General features: G+C 67.2%; 15 protein-coding genes. 9 read left to right on the forward strand and 6 right to left on the reverse strand.

The window, feature by feature from the left end:
- Window positions 1–27 precede the first annotated feature (27 nt).
- A complete protein-coding gene (locus AC1DOX_RS10775) occupies window positions 28–1,587 on the forward strand; it encodes a cobyric acid synthase (RefSeq protein ID WP_441615893.1) in 1,560 nt (519 codons plus the stop codon).
- Between the two features lie 122 nt (window positions 1,588–1,709).
- Window positions 1,710–2,381: a nucleotide-binding protein gene (locus AC1DOX_RS10780; protein WP_441615895.1), complete on the forward strand. Its 672-nt coding sequence runs from the start codon at window positions 1,710–1,712 to the stop codon at window positions 2,379–2,381.
- Here the strand turns inward: AC1DOX_RS10780 and AC1DOX_RS10785 are convergent.
- Complete coding sequence (locus AC1DOX_RS10785; RefSeq protein ID WP_441615897.1) at window positions 2,359–2,910, reverse strand: GNAT family N-acetyltransferase; 552 nt, start codon at window positions 2,908–2,910, stop codon at window positions 2,359–2,361. The genes AC1DOX_RS10780 and AC1DOX_RS10785 overlap by 23 nt on opposite strands.
- A 203-nt stretch (window positions 2,911–3,113) precedes the next feature.
- Between AC1DOX_RS10785 and AC1DOX_RS10790 the strand changes: the two genes are divergently transcribed.
- Window positions 3,114–4,307, forward strand: coding sequence for a PepSY-associated TM helix domain-containing protein (locus tag AC1DOX_RS10790; RefSeq protein ID WP_477114015.1), 1,194 nt, complete (start codon window positions 3,114–3,116; stop codon window positions 4,305–4,307).
- Window positions 4,308–4,444: 137 nt separating this feature from the next.
- Here the strand turns inward: AC1DOX_RS10790 and panC are convergent, their stop codons facing one another.
- From panC to AC1DOX_RS10805, 3 genes are all read right to left on the reverse strand, one after another.
- A complete protein-coding gene (panC, locus tag AC1DOX_RS10795; RefSeq protein ID WP_092135043.1) occupies window positions 4,445–5,287 on the reverse strand; it encodes a pantoate--beta-alanine ligase in 843 nt (280 codons plus the stop codon).
- Window positions 5,288–5,431: 144 nt separating this feature from the next.
- Window positions 5,432–6,334: a segregation and condensation protein A gene (locus tag AC1DOX_RS10800; RefSeq protein ID WP_092135042.1), complete on the reverse strand. Its 903-nt coding sequence runs from the start codon at window positions 6,332–6,334 to the stop codon at window positions 5,432–5,434.
- A 28-nt stretch (window positions 6,335–6,362) separates the two neighbouring features.
- The gene (locus AC1DOX_RS10805; RefSeq protein ID WP_092135041.1) at window positions 6,363–6,554 is read right to left on the reverse strand and encodes a DUF3460 family protein; all 192 of its coding nucleotides are present in this window, start codon (window positions 6,552–6,554) and stop codon (window positions 6,363–6,365) included.
- 194 nt (window positions 6,555–6,748) lie between these two features.
- Here AC1DOX_RS10805 and AC1DOX_RS10810 point away from each other — a divergent pair, with 194 nt between their 5' ends.
- From AC1DOX_RS10810 to bamE, 3 genes are all read left to right on the forward strand, one after another.
- Window positions 6,749–8,653 carry an autotransporter assembly complex protein TamA gene (locus AC1DOX_RS10810; RefSeq protein WP_477101329.1) on the forward strand — a complete coding sequence of 635 codons (1,905 nt, stop codon included), beginning with the start codon at window positions 6,749–6,751 and terminating at the stop codon, window positions 8,651–8,653.
- Between the two features lie 37 nt (window positions 8,654–8,690).
- Window positions 8,691–12,860 carry a translocation/assembly module TamB domain-containing protein gene (locus tag AC1DOX_RS10815; protein ID WP_441615904.1) on the forward strand — a complete coding sequence of 1,390 codons (4,170 nt, stop codon included), beginning with the start codon at window positions 8,691–8,693 and terminating at the stop codon, window positions 12,858–12,860.
- A 64-nt stretch (window positions 12,861–12,924) separates the two neighbouring features.
- Entirely contained in the window at window positions 12,925–13,473 is a 549-nt protein-coding gene (gene bamE / locus AC1DOX_RS10820) for an outer membrane protein assembly factor BamE domain-containing protein (RefSeq protein ID WP_441616120.1), read from the forward strand.
- 82 nt (window positions 13,474–13,555) lie between these two features.
- Here bamE and metG read toward each other — a convergent pair whose 3' ends face one another.
- Together metG and AC1DOX_RS10830 are read right to left on the reverse strand one after the other, a co-directional pair.
- A complete protein-coding gene (metG, locus tag AC1DOX_RS10825; RefSeq protein WP_441615906.1) occupies window positions 13,556–15,613 on the reverse strand; it encodes a methionine--tRNA ligase in 2,058 nt (685 codons plus the stop codon).
- A gap of 317 nt (window positions 15,614–15,930) precedes the next feature.
- On the reverse strand, window positions 15,931–16,566 hold the full coding sequence (locus AC1DOX_RS10830; RefSeq protein WP_092135035.1) for a YiaD family glycine zipper/OmpA-like lipoprotein: 636 nt from the start codon (window positions 16,564–16,566) through the stop codon (window positions 15,931–15,933).
- 351 nt (window positions 16,567–16,917) lie between these two features.
- Here AC1DOX_RS10830 and apbC point away from each other — a divergent pair, with 351 nt between their 5' ends.
- Genes apbC through AC1DOX_RS10845 form a run of 3 tightly spaced genes read left to right on the forward strand, consistent with a single transcriptional unit; the run spans window position 16,918 to window position 19,350 of the window.
- Window positions 16,918–18,006 (forward strand): iron-sulfur cluster carrier protein ApbC, encoded by a 1,089-nt coding sequence (gene apbC / locus AC1DOX_RS10835; RefSeq protein WP_441615908.1) that lies wholly within the window; start codon window positions 16,918–16,920, stop codon window positions 18,004–18,006.
- 6 nt (window positions 18,007–18,012) lie between these two features.
- Window positions 18,013–18,588: a DUF3305 domain-containing protein gene (locus tag AC1DOX_RS10840; protein ID WP_441615910.1), complete on the forward strand. Its 576-nt coding sequence runs from the start codon at window positions 18,013–18,015 to the stop codon at window positions 18,586–18,588.
- 33 nt (window positions 18,589–18,621) lie between these two features.
- Window positions 18,622–19,350, forward strand: a complete 729-nt coding sequence (locus AC1DOX_RS10845; RefSeq protein ID WP_441615912.1) for a DUF3306 domain-containing protein — start codon at window positions 18,622–18,624, stop codon at window positions 19,348–19,350.
- Window positions 19,351–19,412 lie beyond the last annotated feature (62 nt).

The following is a 19,412-nucleotide window of genomic DNA, read 5'->3' on the forward strand; positions in this document are numbered from 1 at the left end:
TCGGGGTCGCCCTGCGATAATTCGCCGATGCGACCCGATCCCGCCTCCGTTCCTGCATTTCCGTTTGCCCCGCGTGCCCTACGCGGCACCCTGATGGTTCAGGGCACCACCTCCGATGCGGGCAAGAGCACCGTGGTGGCTGGCCTGTGCCGCGTGCTGGCGCGCGCCGGCGTGCCGGTGGCGCCGTTCAAGCCGCAGAACATGGCGCTGAACAGTGCCGTCACGGTCGATGGCGGCGAAATCGGCCGGGCCCAGGCCCTGCAGGCGCTGGCGGCCGGACTGGCCCCCCATACCGACATGAATCCGGTGCTGCTCAAGCCCAGCAGCGACATCGGCGCGCAGGTCATCATTCACGGCCGCGCGCGCATGGACCTGGACGCCCGCGCCTATCACGCCTACAAGCCGCAGGCGATGGCCGCCGTGCTGGAGAGCCATGACCGTCTGAAACAGGCGTATGACGTGGTGCTGGTGGAGGGCGCCGGCAGCCCGGCGGAGATCAACCTGCGCGACCGCGACATCGCCAATATGGGCTTTGCCGAACGCGTGGACTGCCCGGTCGTGCTGGTCGCCGATATCGACCGTGGCGGCGTGTTCGCGCATCTGGTCGGCACGCTCGACTGCCTGTCGGAGACCGAGCGGGCCCGCGTGACCGGCTTCATCATCAATCGCTTTCGCGGGGACATCGGCCTGCTGCAGCCGGGGCTCGACTGGCTGACCGCGCGCACGGGCAAGCCGGTGTTCGGCGTGCTGCCTTACCTGCACGGGCTGCACCTCGATGCGGAGGACGCCATCATCGGCGCGCAGGCGGCCAAGCGTGGCACGCCGGACGCGCTGCTGCGCGTGATCGTGCCGGTGCTGCCGCGCATTTCCAACCATACCGATTTCGACGCCTTGCGCGCCCACCCGGGGGTGGACCTTCAGTTCATCGGGCCGGGCATGCCGATTCCTGCGGCGGACCTGGTCATCCTGCCCGGCAGCAAGAGCGTGCGGGCCGACCTCGACTTCCTGCGCGCCCATGGCTGGGACCGCGCGCTGGCGCGGCATCTGCGCTATGGCGGCAAGCTGATCGGGATCTGTGGCGGCATGCAGATGCTGGGCCGCCAGATCCACGATCCGGACGGCCGGGAAGGGCAAGCGGGATCGAGTCCGGGACTGGGCTGGCTCGATTTCGACACGACGCTGGCCCCGGAAAAGCAGTTGCGGCAGGTCAGTGGCCGGCTGGCCCTCGCGGAAGAGGTCGGCGAAAGCGCCGGGGAGAACGCCCGGAAAGACGCCACGGTGCGTGGCTACGAGATCCACCTGGGCGTGACGGCGGGGCCGGCGCTCGATCGTCCGGCGCTGTGGCTGGATGGCAACAGGCCGGACGGGGCCCGGTCCGCCGACGGACAGGTGCTGGCGACCTATGTCCACGGGCTGTTCGACGACCCTGCCGGCTGCGGCGCGCTGTTGTGCTGGGCGGGGCTCGGGAGCGCGGAGGGCGTGGATCTGGCCGCGCTGCGCGAGGCGTCGATCCACCGGCTGGCCGACAGCCTGGCCGCCCACCTGGACCTGGAAGCGATGTTGGGGCCATTGCGGATGCCGGAATAAGGGGCGAAACCGCTACACTAGCGGAGGGCTTGGCCGGCCCGCCATGACGCCGCCAGCCCGGGCGGCGTTTTTCATGGGTTTCACGGCAGTTCATGGCAGCCATCGGACATTGGAGGATTTTCATGCCGGTAGTCGTGATCGCCAATCCCAAGGGCGGCGTGGGGAAGACCACGCTGGCGACCAATCTCGCCGGGTATTTCGCCAGTCACGGGCATGCCGTGATGCTCGGCGATACCGACCGCCAGCAGTCCTCGCGCGCCTGGCTGGGCCTGCGCCCGGCATCCGCCCCCCCGATCCTCAGCTGGGACATCAACGCCGACCACATCGCCAGGCCGCCCAGGGGCACCACACATGTGGTGCTGGATACCCCGGCGGGGCTCCACGGCTGGCGATTCTCCGACGTCATGAAGCTGGCCCACCGCGTGGTGGTGCCGCTGCAACCCTCGATGTTCGATATCCTCGCCACCCAGGAATTTCTCGCCAAGCTGGCTGACGACAAGCGCGTGCGGCAAGGCGAGGTGCCCGTCGGCGTCATTGGCATGCGCGTGGACATGCGCACGCGCGCGGCCGAGCAACTGCGGCGCTTCGTGGAGGGTCTGGGGCTGCCGGTGCTGGGTTACCTGCGCGATACGCAGAACTACGTCCAGCTGGCCGCGCACGGGCTGACGCTGTGGGATGTGGCGCCATCGCGCGTGGCGCGCGACTGGGAGCAGTGGCAGCCCATTCTGCACTGGCTCGACGGCGGCGCGCCACCGTCCGGGATCGACGGGGCTACGCCCGCGCCAGCCGGCTGACCAGCACGTCCACGTCCATCCAGGTGACGCGACGGATCGGCACCATCACGTCGGTGCCGGGGAACGGATCGTCAAAGCGGTCCGATTCCTCGCCTTCCAGGCGCCGGTAGAACGTGCGCGCCTGCTCGTTGCCATCCAGCACGTACAGAAACAGCGGCTTGCCGGGCCACTCGGCGGCGACGTGCGCGGCGCAGTGGTGCATGAGCCGCTTGCCGAGGCCCATTCCATGGAACGCTGGCAGCACGTGCAGGTTGTCCAGGTAGATGCCATAGCCCGGCTCGGCCAGTGGCATCAGGCAGGAAAATCCGGCGGGTTTGCCATCCACGCGCAGGATCGTGACATCCAGCGGCCCCTCCGCGCCATCGAGCATGCGCGCGCGCCAGGTGGCCAGGCGCTCGGCGTGCGCGTGGTGCCGCAGATAGTCGTCGGGAATCAGGCCGATGTAGGCGTGCCGCCAGCTATCGGCGTGTAGGTTGGCCAGCAGGTCCGCATCTTCGGATGTGGCAGGGACGAGTTCGATGTCAGACATGGGGGGCGATGTTGGCGATGCGCGACGGGGCGGCGGGGGCGTCGTTTTCCGATCTTAGCCGATCTTAGCGCGGCGCTGATAGAATCGCGAATCCTTCGTATTTGCATTTGCGGCAATCCGCACAGATGCTGCTGCGACAGATATATATAGCCCGTCGTGCGATGCCTCGCCACGCCGGATCGACACCGTCCTAGCCCCCCTCCATGGTCTCCGGCCGTCTGCGCACCGTTTTCGTCAAGCTTCATCTCTACGTTGGCCTGAGTTTCGGACTGTTGTTCGTGCTGATGGGGCTGACCGGTACTGTCATCGCCTGGCGTGATGAACTCGACACCTGGCTGAACCCCGACCTGCTCCAGGCATCGTCCGCCACGCGCATTCCGGTCGGCGCCGCCACGGTGGAATCGGTGACGGCCAAGCTGATGGCGGACCCCCACTACGGCAAGCCGAACCTGCTGATGCTGCCGATGGAGGAGCACGGCGTCTTCATTGCGTACTATCCGATCAAAGGGCCGGAGGCCGGCGTCGGTCGTTCGCGCCAGGTCATGATCGACCCGATCACGCTGGCCGTGAAGGGCGAGCGGCTCTGGGGCGTGCCGGGCCTGTCGCGCCAGCAACTGTTGCCGACGGTGTTCCATCTGCACCGCTACCTGCTCTCGGGGGATACCGGCAAGACCATCACGGGCGTGACGGGGATGATGCTGCTGATCACGGTGCTGATGGGCGTGGCGCTCTGGTGGCCCAAGTTGCAGCTGCGCGCGCTGAAGCAGTCGGTGCGGATCCGGCACGGCGGTTCCTGGTCACGGTTCACGTACACCTTCCACCGCGTAGGCGGCATTTTCATGGCGCCGGTGCTGGCGACGATCGCGTTCTCGGGCTGGTACCTGAACCTGCCCAAGTGGGTCACGCCGATCATCAGCAGCGTGATGACGGTGAGCCCGCCGGAGAAGCACCAGTCGGCCACCCCCGCGCCCGGCGCCCACCCCCTCACCCCGGCACAGGCGATGACGGCCGCCCAGCAGCAGTACCCGGCCGCGCTGGTGACGCGTATCAGCCTGCCGCGCAAGCCCGGCGACGCCTACGAAGTGCGTCTGCGCCAGCCGGGCGAAGTGCGCGCGGACAGCGGCGCCACGCGACTCTGGCTCGACGCCTACACCGGCCAGCGACTCGGCGCGCGCGACCCGCATGACGCGTCGTCCGGCGATACCTTTATCAACTGGCTGTTCCCGCTGCACACGGGCGAGGCGTTCGGAATCCCCGGCCGCGCGTTCATCACGCTGTTCGGGCTGATGCCGCTGGCGTTTGCCGTGACGGGTGTGCTGATCTGGTGGAAGCGGCGCACCGGTCATCGCCGGCACGTGGTGCGCACGCAGGAGCGGGAGCGCGTACGGCGAGCGTAGCGTGTCGCGCGGTGCCGGGGGCGGCGCGTCTTGCAGCCGTCCCGGGGGAATCAGTCAAAGCCAGCAAAAACAAGCAAAAAGGCCTGCATCGAAAGTTCGAGAGCAGGCCTTTTTTTCGTCCGCCAGTGCGGTCGGGATCAGATTTCCAGATTGTCGATCAGGCGCGTCGGTCCCAGTTTGGCGGCGGTGAGCACCACCAGCGGTTCGCCGGCCGCGAATTCCTCGCGCGTCGGCGCCTGCAGGTTGCTGCGCTTGCGGATCGACACATAGTCCGGATTCCAGCCGCGCGCCTGCAGCCGGGATACGGCATCGGCCTCCACGGCCAGCAGGTCCACGCCATCCGCGCCCAGCACGGTGTCGCGCACCTCGTGCAGCGTCTTGTAGAGGACGGGCGCCTCGGCGCGCTCGGTCGGGCTCAGGTATCGGTTGCGCGAGGACAGCGCCAGGCCATCCTCGGCGCGCACGGTCTCGGCAGGGATGATGTCGATCGGCAGCGCGAACTGGTTGACCATGCGGCGCACGATCATCAGTTGCTGGTAGTCCTTCTTGCCGAACACCGCCACGCGCGGCTGCGCGCACGAGAACAGCTTCATCACCACCGTGCACACGCCCTTGAAGAAGCCGGGGCGGAATTCGCCTTCCAGGATGTCGCCCAGGTCGTGCGGCGGCTCCACGCGGTATTCCTGCGGCTCGGGATACATGTCGCGCTCGGTCGGGGCGAACAGCACATACACGCCTTCCTTCTGCAGCTTCTCGATGTCGTCCTGCAGCGTGCGCGGGTACTTGTCGAAGTCCTCGTTCGGGCCGAACTGCAGCCGGTTGACGAAGATCGACGCCACCACGGGGTCGCCATGCTGGCGCGCCAGGCGCATCAGCGACAGGTGGCCTTCATGCAGGTTGCCCATGGTGGGGACAAACGCCGCGCGGTTCTGCCCGCGCAACTGGTCCCGCAGTTCTTGAATGGTGGAGATGACTTTCATGAACGTGGAGTGCTGTCGTGGTAGGAGCGTCCCGGTGACTGGCATCGGGGGTGCCGGGCTCTGTAACGTCCTGGCCGGCTGTGGGCGGATTGTAGAGCATGCGCGGCGCGCGGGGCGCCGCCGGTGGCGCAAAAATCGGCGGGATCAGGTCGGCGTGTACGCCAATCGCACATAAACTGGCGCGAACGGCTCGGCCTGCGTGATCTCCACGAGCGCCTCGCGCGACAGTTCCAGCATGGCGATGAAGTTCACGACCACCACCGGCACGCCCTTGCCGGAGCGGATGGCGTCTTCGAACAGTTCGGTGAATTCCATGAACCGCGCGTGTTGCAGCCGGCGCAGGATCTGGCTCATGTGCTCGCGCACGGACAGTTCCTCGCGCGAGATCTTGTGATGCTGGTTGAGCTTGGCGCGCTTGAGCACGTCGGCCCAGGCGGCCTGAAGGTCTACCGTTTCCACGTCCGGGAAGCGCGGCGCCAGGCTTTGCTCGATATAGACCTGCGAGCGCAGGAAATCGCGCCCGAGCTGCGGTACGGTGTCCAGCCGCTGCGCGGCTAGCTTCATCTGCTCGTATTCCAGCAGGCGGCGTACCAGTTCCGCGCGCGGATCCTCGGCTTCCTCGTCGCTGTCGGCCTTCTTGACCGGCAGCAGCATGCGGGACTTGATCTCGATGAGCATGGCGGCCATGAGCAGGTACTCGGCGGCCAGTTCCAGGTTGGTCTTCCGGATCTCCTCGATATACAGGAGATACTGACGCGTCACCTGGGACATCGGGATGTCCAGCACGTTGAAGTTCTGCTTGCGGATCAGGTAGAGCAGCAGGTCCAGCGGGCCTTCGAACGCTTCCAGGAAGATCTCGAGCGCATCGGGCGGGATGTACAGGTCTTGCGGCAGCTTGAACAGCGGCTCGCCATACAGGCGCGCGAACGCCATGCCGTCGACCATGTCGCCGGGGCCGGGCGGGATGCCGGCCGCGCCCGGGGCCACGCTGGGCAGCTCCACGGGCAGGGTCAGCTTCTCCTGCGCGTCCTTTTCGCTCGGATGCATCCGGTCGGGTCCCGTTCGGGGTCCGGAATCAGTTGCCGGACGAATATACGTACGGCTTTTGCGCCACGCGCGAGGCGTCGGCGCGGGAGCGCTCTTCCAGGTCGATCGGCGTCTTGTCCCACAGCAGGGCGCGGCCCTCGCGCTGTTCCGCTTCCAGGGCGGGACGCTCTTGCTTGAGCGTCTTGATGAACTGGGTAATGTCCGATTCGTACATGGCCATGATGAAACCTGCGCCCTTGGGCTGAGTAGGGGAATAGTGGGGCTGGATTTTACCGTATCGGGCACGGGCGCCGGCAGGAATCCGTGGGCCGGAGCCCCCGGATGGCCCGCCAGGCCGCCACCGGGGCCGATTTCGGCTTCGGACGCCGTGCCGGGTGTGGTCAAATAGCGACTTTGCTGGTTCGACACGGACGGATGGGGATCGATTTGGGTCACTTGGCCGCGAAGATCGCTGCAAGCCTGGCGCCGCGCCGCACCCCGACGGGTGCCGGCCATCGCGCGCCCGCGATCCGCGCCGGCCTCGCGGCGTTGACGCTGGCGCTGGCCACGGCGCTGGCCTTGTTCGCCCCGGCTGCCCCGGCCGCCAGCGCCGCCTACAAGGTGGAAATCGACGCCCCCAAGGCGCTCAAGGGCATCCTCGAAGAGCACCTGGACCTGGCGCGCTACGCAACCCGCACCGATATGTCTGACGACCAGTTCGACTACATGGTGGAAACCGTGGGCGAGCAGGTGCGCCAGTTTGCCTCCACCGAGGGCTGGTTCGATCCCGTGACCAAGGCCACCGTGGAAGGCGAGGGCAAGGATCGCGTGGTCCATATCACCGTGGACCCGGGCGCCCGCACGCTGATCCGCCGCGTGGACCTGGAGGTGACCGGGCCGGCCGCCACGCAAAACCCGCAACAGGTGGCGCAGATGCGCGCCAAATGGGGCCTGCCCGTGGGCGATCCGTTCCGCCAGGCCGATTGGGACAAGGCCAAGGAAGACGCGCTGGTGACGCTGCAGAGCCACACCTACTACGGCGCCAAACTGGCGGCGTCGCGGGCGCGCGTGGAACCGGACGAACAGGCGGCGGACCTCTCCGCACGCTATGAGAGCGGACCGGCCTACGTGCTGGGCCCGCTGCAGGTGGAGGGCCCGCGCCGCTATCCTGAACTGATCGTGCGCAACGTGAACCCGCTCGTGGAGGGCGAGCCCTATCGCGTGGAGCGCCTGCTCGAATTGCAGCGGGCGATCCAGAACCAGCCTTACTTCTCGAACGTGCAGGTCGACCTGGTGGACCCGACCCCGGTGAAAGCCGATGGGCCGGAGGGCGCCGCGGGAGCCGCCGGTGGCGCCGTGCTGCCCGATACGGTGGTGGCTCCGGTCAGGGTGCGCGTGCGCGAGAATCCGCCCCACCGGCTCAACTCCGGCGTGGGCTATACGACCGATACTGGCGCGCAGGTGGAAGGGCGCTATTCGTACTACAACCTGTTCAATCGGGCGTGGGTGCTCGACTCGCAGGCGCGGATCGAACAGAAGCGACAGTATGGGTTCCTGGAAGCCGCGATGCCGCCCGATACGCACACCTTTCGCAACAGCATCTACGGCAGCTACGAACGCACGATCGACCTGGAGAGTACCGACCTGACCAGCTGGCGCGCCGGCCTCAAGCGCTCGCGCTCGCGGGAGAGGTACGACACCACGGTGTCGCTGGACTACTACTACGACAACCTGGTGCCGTTCGGCCAGCCAAGCCAGTTGTCCAAGGCGCTCGTGCCGGCGTTCGCGTGGACGCGGCGCGATGTCGACAACCCCGTCTTCCCGCGCCGGGGCAACGTGATCAACACCCAGGTCGGCGTGGCCGCCAAGGGTTTTCTCAGCGATGCGACCTTCCTGCGGGTCTACGGTCGCATCCGGCAGTACGTGCCGGTGGGCAACCGCGACCTGTTCATCGCGCGTCTGGAGGTGGGGGCCGATATGACATCGAGCGATCCGGCCAACATCCCGGCCTCGCTGCGCTTCCGCGCGGGTGGCACCGATTCCATCCGTGGCTACAGCTACCAGTCCATCGGCACGCCGGATGGAGCCAGCGTGCTGCCCGCGCGCTATCTGGGCACCGGCAGCGTGGAATACCAGTACTGGTTCAAGCCGGAGTGGGGCGCGGCGGTATTCTGGGACATGGGCACCGCCACCAACAACCTCGACGGCATCAAGATCTATCACGGCGTGGGCGTCGGCGCGCGCTGGCGCAGCCCGGTAGGCCCGGTGCAGCTGGATGTGGGCTACGGCATCCAGCAGAAGCAGTTCCGGCCGCATATCTCGCTGGGGGTGGCGTTCTGATGGCGACGTGCAAGACATGGCGAACGGAGGCGGCGGCATGAGCGTGCCCGACATGCCCCCCGTGCCGCGCCGCGACCAGAACGCGCCACGTCCGGAAGGCGGACGGGGCGGGCGAGGCTGGCGGCACGTCTGGCACGCGCTGGCCTGGATCGTCGGCGTGGTGCTGATACTGGCCGTCGTTGCCGCAACCGCCATCGTGCTGGCGCTGCGTACCGAAGCCGGCACGCGGCACCTGTGGAACCTGGCGACGCGCGTCTCCGCCGGCATGCTGGCCGGCAAGCTCGACGGCGGCACGGTGGCGAGCGGGCTGCGGCTGCGCGACGTGGTGTTCGAGAGCGGCGACACCCGCGTGGCCGTGGATCGTATCGATACCCGATGGGATGTGGTGTGGTCCCCGGCGCGATTGCATGTGGCATGGCTGCGGATCGGCAAGGTGGACGCGCGCCTGCCGGCGTCGCCGCCGTCGACCGAGCCGGCGAAGATGCCGGCTTCGCTGGAACTGCCGCTGGCGATCGATATCGACACGCTGACGATCGAGCGCCTGACGCTGCTGCAAGGCCCGCCGGCCACCGCCACGCCGCTCGAGTTTTCCGAGCTGTCGGGCGCACTGCATTCCGATGGCCAGCGCCACCGCGCCGTGGTGGACCGGCTCACGACGCCTTACGGCAAGCTGCAGGCCAACGCGCAGATCGCGGGCAAGGCGCCGTTCGCGCTATCGGCGGAAGCGCTGCTCGAGGGGCGGTGGCAGCAGGAGTCCTTCGCGCTGGCCGCCACCGCGAGCGGATCGCTGGAGGCCCTGCGCGCCGAGGCGGAAGCGACCGGCGACCGGATTCGCGGCCGTGCCGCCATCGACCTCACGCCATTCGGCAAGGTGCCGTTCACACATTTGCTGCTGGACGGCGAGCGGATCAATCCGCGCCTGTTCAGCCCCTCCGCGCCGCAAGCGAACCTGACCGTGCACGCCGACTTGCGCCCGGTGGAGGCCGTGGCGCCGCCCCCGAAGATCGCCACGCCGACGCCGGGCCAGTCCACCGCCAGTGCCGTGGCGGCGGCCTCTGCCGCGTCGGCATCCGCGCCTGTGCCCGCACCGGCGCCACAAACACCGCCACAGCCGGTGCCAAAGCCAACGCCGCTGGCCGTCGCGGGCGAGGTGTCCGTCCGCAACCTCGATCCGGGTCCGATCGACAAGGAACGCCTGCCCGTGCACAGCGTGCAGGCGCGCGTGGAACTGAGCGAGATGGCGCAGACGCTGCGTGACCTGCGCATCGCCTTGCCCGGCCGCGCCGAAATCGTCGGCCAGGGGATGCTGCACGAGGGGCGAGGCGGCTTCGACCTCGATGTGCATCGCCTCGACGCCGCCGCGCTCCACACGAGCCTGGTGCCGACCAATCTCTCGGGCCCCGTGATCCTGCGGCTGGAGCCGGGCCGCCAGAGCGTGGCGCTGGACTTGGCCGGCGGCGAACTCAAGCTGTTTGCCGACGCCCATGTCGACGAGGAGTCGGTCACGCTGTCGGCACTGCGCGCGGGCCTGGGTGCCGGCACGCTGACGGCGGAGGGCAAGCTCGGGCTTAAGGACACGCAAGCGTTCAGCTTCAAGGGCAAGCTGGCGAACTTCGACCCCGCGCGACTGGCCAAGGTGGCGCCGGGTCGGATCAATGCGGACTTCACGGCCACGGGCTCCCTCGCCAAGGTCCTGCGCGTGGCAGTGGACTTCGGCCTGCAGGAAAGCGAATACGCCGGCCTGCCGATGACGGGCAACGGCAAGGTGCGCCTGGAAGGAGAGCGCCTGCTGCCGAGCGAGGCGTCTCTGTCGATGGCGGGCAACCAGGTCAACCTGCGGGGCAGCTTTGGCGCGCGCGGCGACCACCTCAGGGTCAACGTGGACGCGCCCCAGCTCGACCGGCTGAAATTCGGCGTGTCCGGCCGCGCGAAGCTCGATGCCGATATCACGGGCACGCTCCGGCGGCCCGAGGTCGTTGGCGACTACAGCGCACAGGCGTTGGTCATCGGCCCGCACAAGGTGGCCAGCGCCAGCGGCCATGCCGAACTGCGCGGCGGCCTGGACGGCACGCTGTCCGCGCAACTTTCCGCGCGCGACTACCAGGGGCCGCAAGCCAGCCTGCGCACGCTGGACGCCAATCTCTCCGGCACGCAGGGCAGCCACACGTTCGATGCGAAGGCCGTCGGCACGCTGCACGAGCAGTCGCTGCAGCTGGCGCTGTCCGGGCAGGGCGGATGGCATGGCGAGAAGGGCTGGAACGGCACGATCCGCACGCTCGAGGCACGCAGCGCGGCCAACATGCGGCTGGCGGCGCCCACGGAACTGCTGGTCGCCGTTCAGCACATCCGGCTGGGCCCGGCGCGGCTGCTGCTGGATCGCGCGACGCTCACCGTCGATGGCTTCGAGTTCGACCACGGCCGCATCCGCACCCAGGGCAATCTCGACGGTCTGCAGGTCGGCAATGTGCTGAAGCTGATGCAGACGCTGACGGGCGAGGCGCCGCCGATCCGGTCCGACCTCGTGCTCGATGGTAGCTGGAACGTGAATCTGGCCGAGACCGTCTCCGGGTTCGCCGAGATCCGTCGCCGCAGCGGCGATGCGTCGGTGAATGCCGGGCGTGGCTGGACCACGCTGGGCCTCGGCGAGACCGCGCTGCGGGCCGAGTTCGCCGGCAATCGCATGACGCTGCGCGGCGGCACGTCCTCCACGCGGATCGGCAAGCTCGCGATCGATGCCTCCGCGGGGCTGGTGGCTGATCAGGGCCTGCTGACGGTCGGTCCGGCATCCACGCTGGGCGGCACGGTGTCCGCGGACATCCCGCGCCTGAAGTCGCTGGAAGCGCTGACTGGTCCCCAGTACGCGTTCGACGGCAAGCTGGCGGCGGCGCTGCGGCTGGCCGGCACGGTCGGCAGCCCGCTGCTGACGGGCACCATCGATGGCAGCGACATCGGCATCACGCTGTACGACCAGGGCATCCGCCTGACCGACGGCGTGGTGCAAGTGGTGCTGGACCAGAACACGGTGGAACTGAAGCAGGTGCGCTTCCGCGGTGGCGACGGCACGCTGACCGCGACGGGCAATGTGAAGCTGGGCGAGGCGGATCCCAACCTGACGGCCAGGATCGTGGCGGACAAGCTCCAGCTGTTTGCCAGCCCCGAGCGCACGCTGATCGTGTCGGGCGAGGCCGGCATCGCCAACGAGAACCGCCAGGTGGTGATTCGCGGCAAGTTCCGCGTCGACCGTGGCTTGTTTGACCTGCCCAAGGCCGGCGCACCGGTGCTGGGCGACGATGTGGTCGTGGTGCGCCGCAGCGACCAGCGCGAGGTGAAGACGGCGGCCACGCCGGTGCCCGAAACCCAGCCGGCCAGCCGCTTCAGCCCGGTCATCGATGTCACGGTGGACCTGGGCAACGACTTCCGCTTCCGTGGTGCCGGGGCGGACCTGCTGCTCGCGGGCCAGCTCGGCATCAAGAGCGAGCCGCTGGCGCCGATGCGCGCGACCGGCACGGTGCGCGTGGTCGATGGCACGTACGAGGCGTTCGGCCGCAAACTCAACATCGAGCGCGGCATCATCAACTTCAACGGCCCGGTGGACAACCCCAACATCAATATCCGCGCCATGCGCCGCAACCTGGAAGTGGAGGCGGGGGTGGAGGTCACCGGCACCGTGCGCCTGCCGCGCGTGCGACTGGTTTCCGAGCCGAACGTGCCGGACGAAGACAAGCTGTCCTGGCTGATGTTCGGCTACGGTGCGGAAAGCGCCGGCGCGGGCCAGCAGCGCCAGCTCAGTGGCGGCGCGCTCGGTGGCGCGGCGCTGGGCATGATCGGCGGGAAAGCCGGCAAGAGCGTCGTGTCGCATTTCGGCATCGACGAATTCTCGATCGGTCCGTCCACGGCCGGCCTGAACGACCAGCAGGTGGTCAGCATCGGCAAGGCGGTGACCGACCAGATTTCCGTCGGCTACGAGCAGAGCCTGACTTCCGCGTCCAACGTGGTCAAGCTGACCTGGGCGTTTTCGCGCCGCTGGTCGCTGATCGCCAAGGGGGGCTCGATCAACGGATTGTCGGTGCTGTTCAACCGCCGCTTCGGTAGCTGGAGTAGCCTGTTCTCGGGCGGTGCCGGCGGACGGCGCGCGGCGGATGCGGACAGCCCGGACGGTGCCGCCAGCGCCCCGGCCGGGGACCCGGTGGAGGCCATCAAGCGATGAGCGTTCTTATCGAACTGGAGTTGACATGCCATTTACTGACGCGTCGCGCAGACGCCTTCTCGCCATGGGACTGATTGCCTCCTTGCTCGCGCTGGTTGGCTGCGACCAGCAAAAAGTGGACGAAGCCATGAAGCGCGCCGGCGACGTCGCACGCAATACGTGGAACAGCGTGAAGCCCGACAGCCAGTTGTTCAAGGGCATCGAGATCGGCAAATCGACGGAGGAGGATATCCGTCGTCAGGCGGGCAAGCCGGAGATCGTCTGGGAGGAAGCCGACGGCGGCAAGCGCCTGGAATACCCGCGCGGCCCCGAGGGCGCGACCACCTGGATGGTGACAACGAGCGCCGACGGCACCGTGCGCAGCATCGAGCAGGTGCTGACCGCGGACAATTTCGCGCGCGTGCGGCCGGGCATGAACAAGGACCAGATCCGCCGGATGCTTGGCAAGCCCACCAAGGTGGAGGCCTTCGCGCTCAAGCAGGAGGAGGTCTGGGGCTATCGCTGGTTCGAATCGTCAACCGACCGCGCGTTCTTCAACGTCCATTTTGATAATCAGGGCACCGTGACGACGACGTCGCGCAGCGACGATCCGTCGAAGCGGCAGGGCGGATGAGCCTGGGGCGGGCGGGGTAAAGAAAAACGGCGGTCGGCCGGGAGGCGCCGCCGTTTTTTTTCGAGGGTGATGCGTGAGAGGCTTAGCGGATCCGCATTCCCGGCACCGCGCCGCTGTGCGGCTCCAGGATGTACAGCCCCGGCGCGGCCTTCTCGTCGGCGGCGGAGGCGGCCAGCACCATGCCCTCGGACATGCCGAACTTCATCTTGCGCGGCGCCAGGTTGGCGACCACCACGGTCAGCTTGCCCACCAGTTGCTCCGGCGTGTAGGCCGACTGGATGCCGGAGAACACGTTGCGCGTCTTGCCTTCGCCCAGGTCCAGCGTGAGTTGCAGCAGCTTGGTCGAACCCTCCACGCGGTCGCAGGCGACGATCTTCGCCACGCGCAGGTCGATCCTGGCGAAATCGTCGATGGTGATCGTGTCGGCAATCGGCTCGACGGACGGCGCGCCGGACGCGCCACCGGCGGCTTGCAGCGAATCCCGGTTGGCGGCCAGCAGGGCTTCGATCTGCTTGGTATCCACGCGGGTCATCAGATGCTGGTACGGCTGCACCGGGCGGTCGGCGGACAGCTGCTTGTCGATCGCACGCCAGTTCAGCGGGTCGATGTTCAGGAAGCGTTCCACGCCAGCCGCCATTTCCGGCACCACGGGCTTCAGGTAGATCGTCAGCAGGCGGAAGGCCTCCAGGGACACCGAGCACGCGGCGTGCAGCGCATCGCGCTTCGCTTCGTCCTTGGCCAGTTCCCACGGCTTGTTGGTGTCGACAAACGCGTTGACGGCGTCGGTCAGCTCCATCACCAGGCGCAGCGCCTTGCTGTACTCGCGGCCTTCATAGAACGCGGCCAGTTGCGGGGCGGCCTCGCGCAGTTGCACCAGCAGCGGGTTGCCCAGCGCGGCCTCGCTGACCTTGCCGTCGAAGCGCTTGACCAGGAAGCCGGCGGCGCGGCTGGCGATGTTCACATACTTGCCGATCAGGTCACTGTTCACGCGGGCGACGAAGTCGTCCAGGTTCAGGTCCAGGTCTTCCATGCTCGCGTTGAGCTTGGCGGCAAAGTAGTAACGCAGCCATTCCGGGTTCATGCCGGTGTCGATATAGCTCTGCGCGGTGATGAAGGTGCCGCGCGACTTGCTCATCTTGGCGCCATCCACGGTCAGGAAACCGTGCGCGAACACGTTGGTCGGCGTGCGATAGCCGGAGAACTTCAGCATCGCGGGCCAGAACAGCGTGTGGAAGTACAGGATGTCCTTGCCGATGAAGTGATATTGCTCGGCAGTCGAGTGCGGGCCCACCCAGGCGTCGAAGTCGATGCCGCGCGCCGCGCACAGGTTCCTGAAGCTGGCGTAGTAGCCGATTGGGGCATCCAGCCAGACATAGAAGTACTTGCCTGGGGCGCCCGGGATCTCGAAGCCGAAATACGGGGCGTCGCGCGAGATGTCCCAGTCGGACAGCGTGGAGGTCTCGCCCTCGGCACCGAGCCATTCCTGCATCTTGTTGGTGGCTTCCGGCTGGGCCAGGTCGGCCACCCATTCGCGCAGGAAGGTCTCGCAGCGCGGATCGGAGAGGCGGAAGAAGAAATGCGTCGACGACTTGCGCACCGGCGTGGCGCCGGAAACCACCGAGTACGGGTTCTTCAGGTCGGTCGGCACGTAAGTTGTGCCGCATACCTCACACGAATCGCCGTATTGGTCCTTGGCGCCACACTTCGGGCACTCGCCCTTGATGAAGCGGTCCGGCAGGAACATGTTCTTGACCGGGTCAAAGAACTGCTCGACTTCGCGTTCGGCGATCAGGTCCTGGTCCTTCAGCGCCAGGTAGATCTTTTCGCAAAGCTGGCGGTTTTCGTCGGCGTCGGTGCTGTAGTAGTTGTCGAACGACACCAGGAAGCTGTCGAAATCCCGCTTGTGCTCGGTCCAGACGCGATCGATCAGCTGCTTGGGCGTGATGCCTTCCTTTTCGGCCCGGAGCATGACCGGGGTGCCGTGCGTGTCGTCGGCGCCCACGTAGTAGACCTCGTTGCCCATCATTCGCTGGAAACGCACCCAGATGTCGGTCTGGATGTACTCCACCAGGTGGCCGATGTGGATCTGGCCGTTGGCGTACGGCAGGGCAGAGGTAACGAGGATGCGGCGTGCGGTCATGTAAAGAGCCAGGGAGGAGCCAGGAGGATGGAAATGCGTGCCCGGTTGCGTGGCCGGGAAACGGCTATTTTAGCAAGCGGTGCGCGCGGGCGCCCAGTTCGGCGCCGATCCGGGCTGAAATCCGTGGCAGCGCGACGGCCCGTCGCCCGGCAAAAGTCGGCATGCAACAAAGCGGACGCGCAAAAAAAAGCGCCGGTGAAGCACCGGCGCAGCTTTCCACAACGGAAAAGGAGGAGAAATCAGGTACCGCCCGGGAGGTCAGCCACCCATCGCGAGCCAGCAACGGTGGCAAGCGGTACCTGAACTGTATGACCAGCTCATCCCTGAATTGGTTTCAAGAAAATTTCGACACGGCGATTTTGGGTGCGTCCGGCCTCGGAGGCGTTGTCTGCGACAGGCTGGGTCTGGCCGCGGCCCTCGGCGGTCAGGCGGTTGCGTGCGACGCCGCGATCACCCAGGTACGACGCCACGCTCTGGGCGCGACGCTGCGAAAGTTGCAGGTTGTAGCTCGGATTGCCGGTGCTGTCGGTATGGCCGACGACGTTAGCCACCACATCCTGATGCTGACCCAGCGTCTGGGCCACCTGGTCCAGCACGCCGCGGAACGACGGCTTGATCGTCGAGCTGTCGGTGTCGAAGGTCACTTGGCTCGGAATGTTCACCTTGAGTGACCCATCCGGCTGTTCGGTGATCTGGGTGCCCGTGCCGGCCGTATCCTTGTTCAGCTTGCCGCGAATGGCGTTCCAGTTGTAGCCGGTGGTGCCACCCACCGCACCGCCCACTGCCGCCCCGATCAGCGTCCCGGTGGAGTTGCCGCCGATCAGGTTACCCAGTCCGGCACCCACGGCTGCGCCTACGCCGGTACCGACCGCCGTGTTCGTTTGCTGTTCAGTGGCGCAACCCGCCAGTGCCGCAGCTGCGACGAGCGAGACGGTGACGAACTTGAATTTCATGCTTTCTCCTTCTGGTGAATCCTGTAAATGTTCTGCCGACGGCATACCGCATGGTAACTGCTTCCGGCCGCAGGGCGCAGATCAGGCCGACAAGTTTCATCATGCCTGTAAAAACGCGCGGAATGGCCCCGCGGGTGACAGCCGGCCATGGGGTCGCCGGACGCAAGCGCACTACAATAGGGATATGGCGGGACGCGCACAAGCGCGAGAATGTGAGAGATGTAAATGTCTGTAATTCCCCACTCAGCACAGGGGGACTCACCGCGCTGCGGCACACTGCTGGCTGCTGCTCCATACTTTGCTACATTACGCGCCTCATCCCCATTGACTGATAAAGAAGCGGAGTCTGTCTTGAGCCTCACCATTGAACAGGTAACCGAAGCCCTGCGCACCGTGATCGATCCCAACACGGGCAGGGACCTCGTGTCCACGCGGTCGGCCCGCAACGTGCGGGTCGATGGCGGCGAGGTCTCCTTGGAAGTGGAACTCGGGTATCCAGGCAAGAGCCAGCTGGAACCGATCCGCAAGCTTGTCATTGGTGCGCTGCGCAATTTGCCGGGCGTCACCAATGTCAGCGTGACGGTATCGATGAAGATCGTCGCGCACGCCGTCCAGCGCGGCGTCAAGCTGCTGACGGGCGTCAAGAATGTGATTGCCGTGGCATCGGGCAAGGGCGGCGTCGGCAAGTCCACCACGGCGGTGAACCTCGCGCTGGCCCTGTCCGCGGAAGGCGCCCGCGTCGGCATGCTGGACGCCGATATCTACGGCCCGAGCCTGCCCATGATGCTGGGCATCGACGGCCGCCCCGAATCGGCCGACGGCCAGACCATGGAGCCGCTGGAGGGCCACGGCCTGCAGGCCAATTCCATCGGCTTCCTGATCGAACAGGACAATCCGATGGTGTGGCGCGGTCCGATGGTCACCTCGGCACTGGAACAACTGCTGCGCCAGACCAATTGGCACGACCTGGACTACCTGATCGTCGACATGCCGCCGGGCACCGGCGATATCCAGCTCACGTTGTCGCAGAAGGTGCCCGTCACGGGCGCCGTGATCGTGACCACGCCGCAGGACATCGCGCTGCTGGACGCCAAGAAGGGCCTCAAGATGTTTGAGAAGGTGGGCATTCCCATCCTCGGCATCGTCGAGAACATGGCCGTTTACTGCTGCCCGAACTGTGGCCATGTCGAGCACATCTTCGGCGAAGGCGGCGGCGACAAGATGAGCGCCGAGTATGGCGTAGACCTGCTGGGCAGCCTGCCGCTGAACCTGTCGATCCGCGAACAGGCCGATTCGGGCCGCCCGACCGTGGTGGCCGATCCGGACAGCCCGATCTCCGCGATCTACCGCGAAGTCGCGCGCAAGGTGGCCATCAAGGTGGCCGACAAGGCGCGGGACATGACCAACAAGTTCCCGAGCATCGTCGTCCAGAACACCTGAGGCGCCATGGACACCCCGGTCAGCTCCTCCCCGCCCGACACGCCGCCCCCCGGCCGGCCCACCGTGACGATGGCGGTGGTGATGCGCAAGGTGGCGCTGACCAATCGCTGGCAGCCGTGGAAATGGGAACTCGATGCGGTGCTGCCGGACCTGGGCGAATTCGGCACCGTGCCGATGCGGCTTGATGCCGACAGCCACGGCGCGCGCTGGCTGTATCCCGGCTATGACGTCACCCTGTTCCGCGACGAAGGCGAGGGTTACTACCTCAACCTGACGTCCACCACGCCATGCTGGTTCGTGCTGTGGCGGATGGCGGACGAGCCCGAGGCCGGCGGCGATCCCGATCCGGGGGGCGATACCGACGTCGATGACGGCCGGCGGCCTGTCCCGGTGACGGTGACCCTGTCCTACAACGAGGCCGGACGCTGGCTCGATGCCGGCGAGAATGTCGAAAACGTGCCGCTGGAGCCCGCGCAGCGCGACTGGCTGCAGGCATTCACGAACGAGCACTATCGTCCCGAGCCCAAGAAACGCCGCCGGCCCGAATCATTCAAGGCGCCGGACGAGCGGGCGCGCTACTGAACCCTGGGGGGCGACGGCGATGAGCGATTTCCGATGAGCGATTCCGACTCGACCTTCCTGTCCCGCTGGTCGCGCCGCAAGGCGGCGGTGCGCGGGGGCCAGCCGGTGCCCGATGAAGCGCCGGTGGCGCCTGACCCCGCGACCAACGTGCCGCAAGTCGGCCCGCAAGCTAACCCGCAAACCGGCCCGCAGGCCGCCCAGCCTCCCGTTGCCGCCGAGACGCCGCCGCCCACGCTGGCGGACGTCGCGCTGCTCCAGCCCGGCGACAACATCGCCCGCTTCGTGGCACGTGGCGTGGACGAGACCGTCAAGCGCGCCGCGCTGAAAACCCTGTTTGCCGATCCGCACTTCAATGTGATGGACGGGCTCGATACCTATATTGACGACTACGGCAAGCCAGACCCGATTCCGCCCGAGGTGCTGCGCCAGTTGCGGCAGTCGGAGACGCTGGGCCTGTTTGCTCCGCTCGACGAGGAAGCTGCCGCCAATCCAGCCGCCAGGATTGCCGATGCCACCGATGCCGGTGAGTCCGGCGATACAGCCGAGCCGGCCGATACGACCGATGCGACCGATACGGCTGACATCGGCACGCCGGTGGCAGCGACCGGCGAAGAAGACTCTCACAAGTCGCCCAAATCGCCTGACGCGGCAATCGCGCTGGCGCCGGCAGCCGCCAGTGCGCCATCATCGCAAGACCATGCCGTGCCGGTCCCCGAATCCGCGCCCGGGCCCGCCCTTGTTCCTGCGGGCAAACACGCGTAGCCGCGCGCCGCGTGCCGGCCTAGAATAGGCCACCCCACAAATCCACCGGCTGCAAGACCCTC

This window comes from Cupriavidus sp. 01L415, assembly GCF_056400065.1.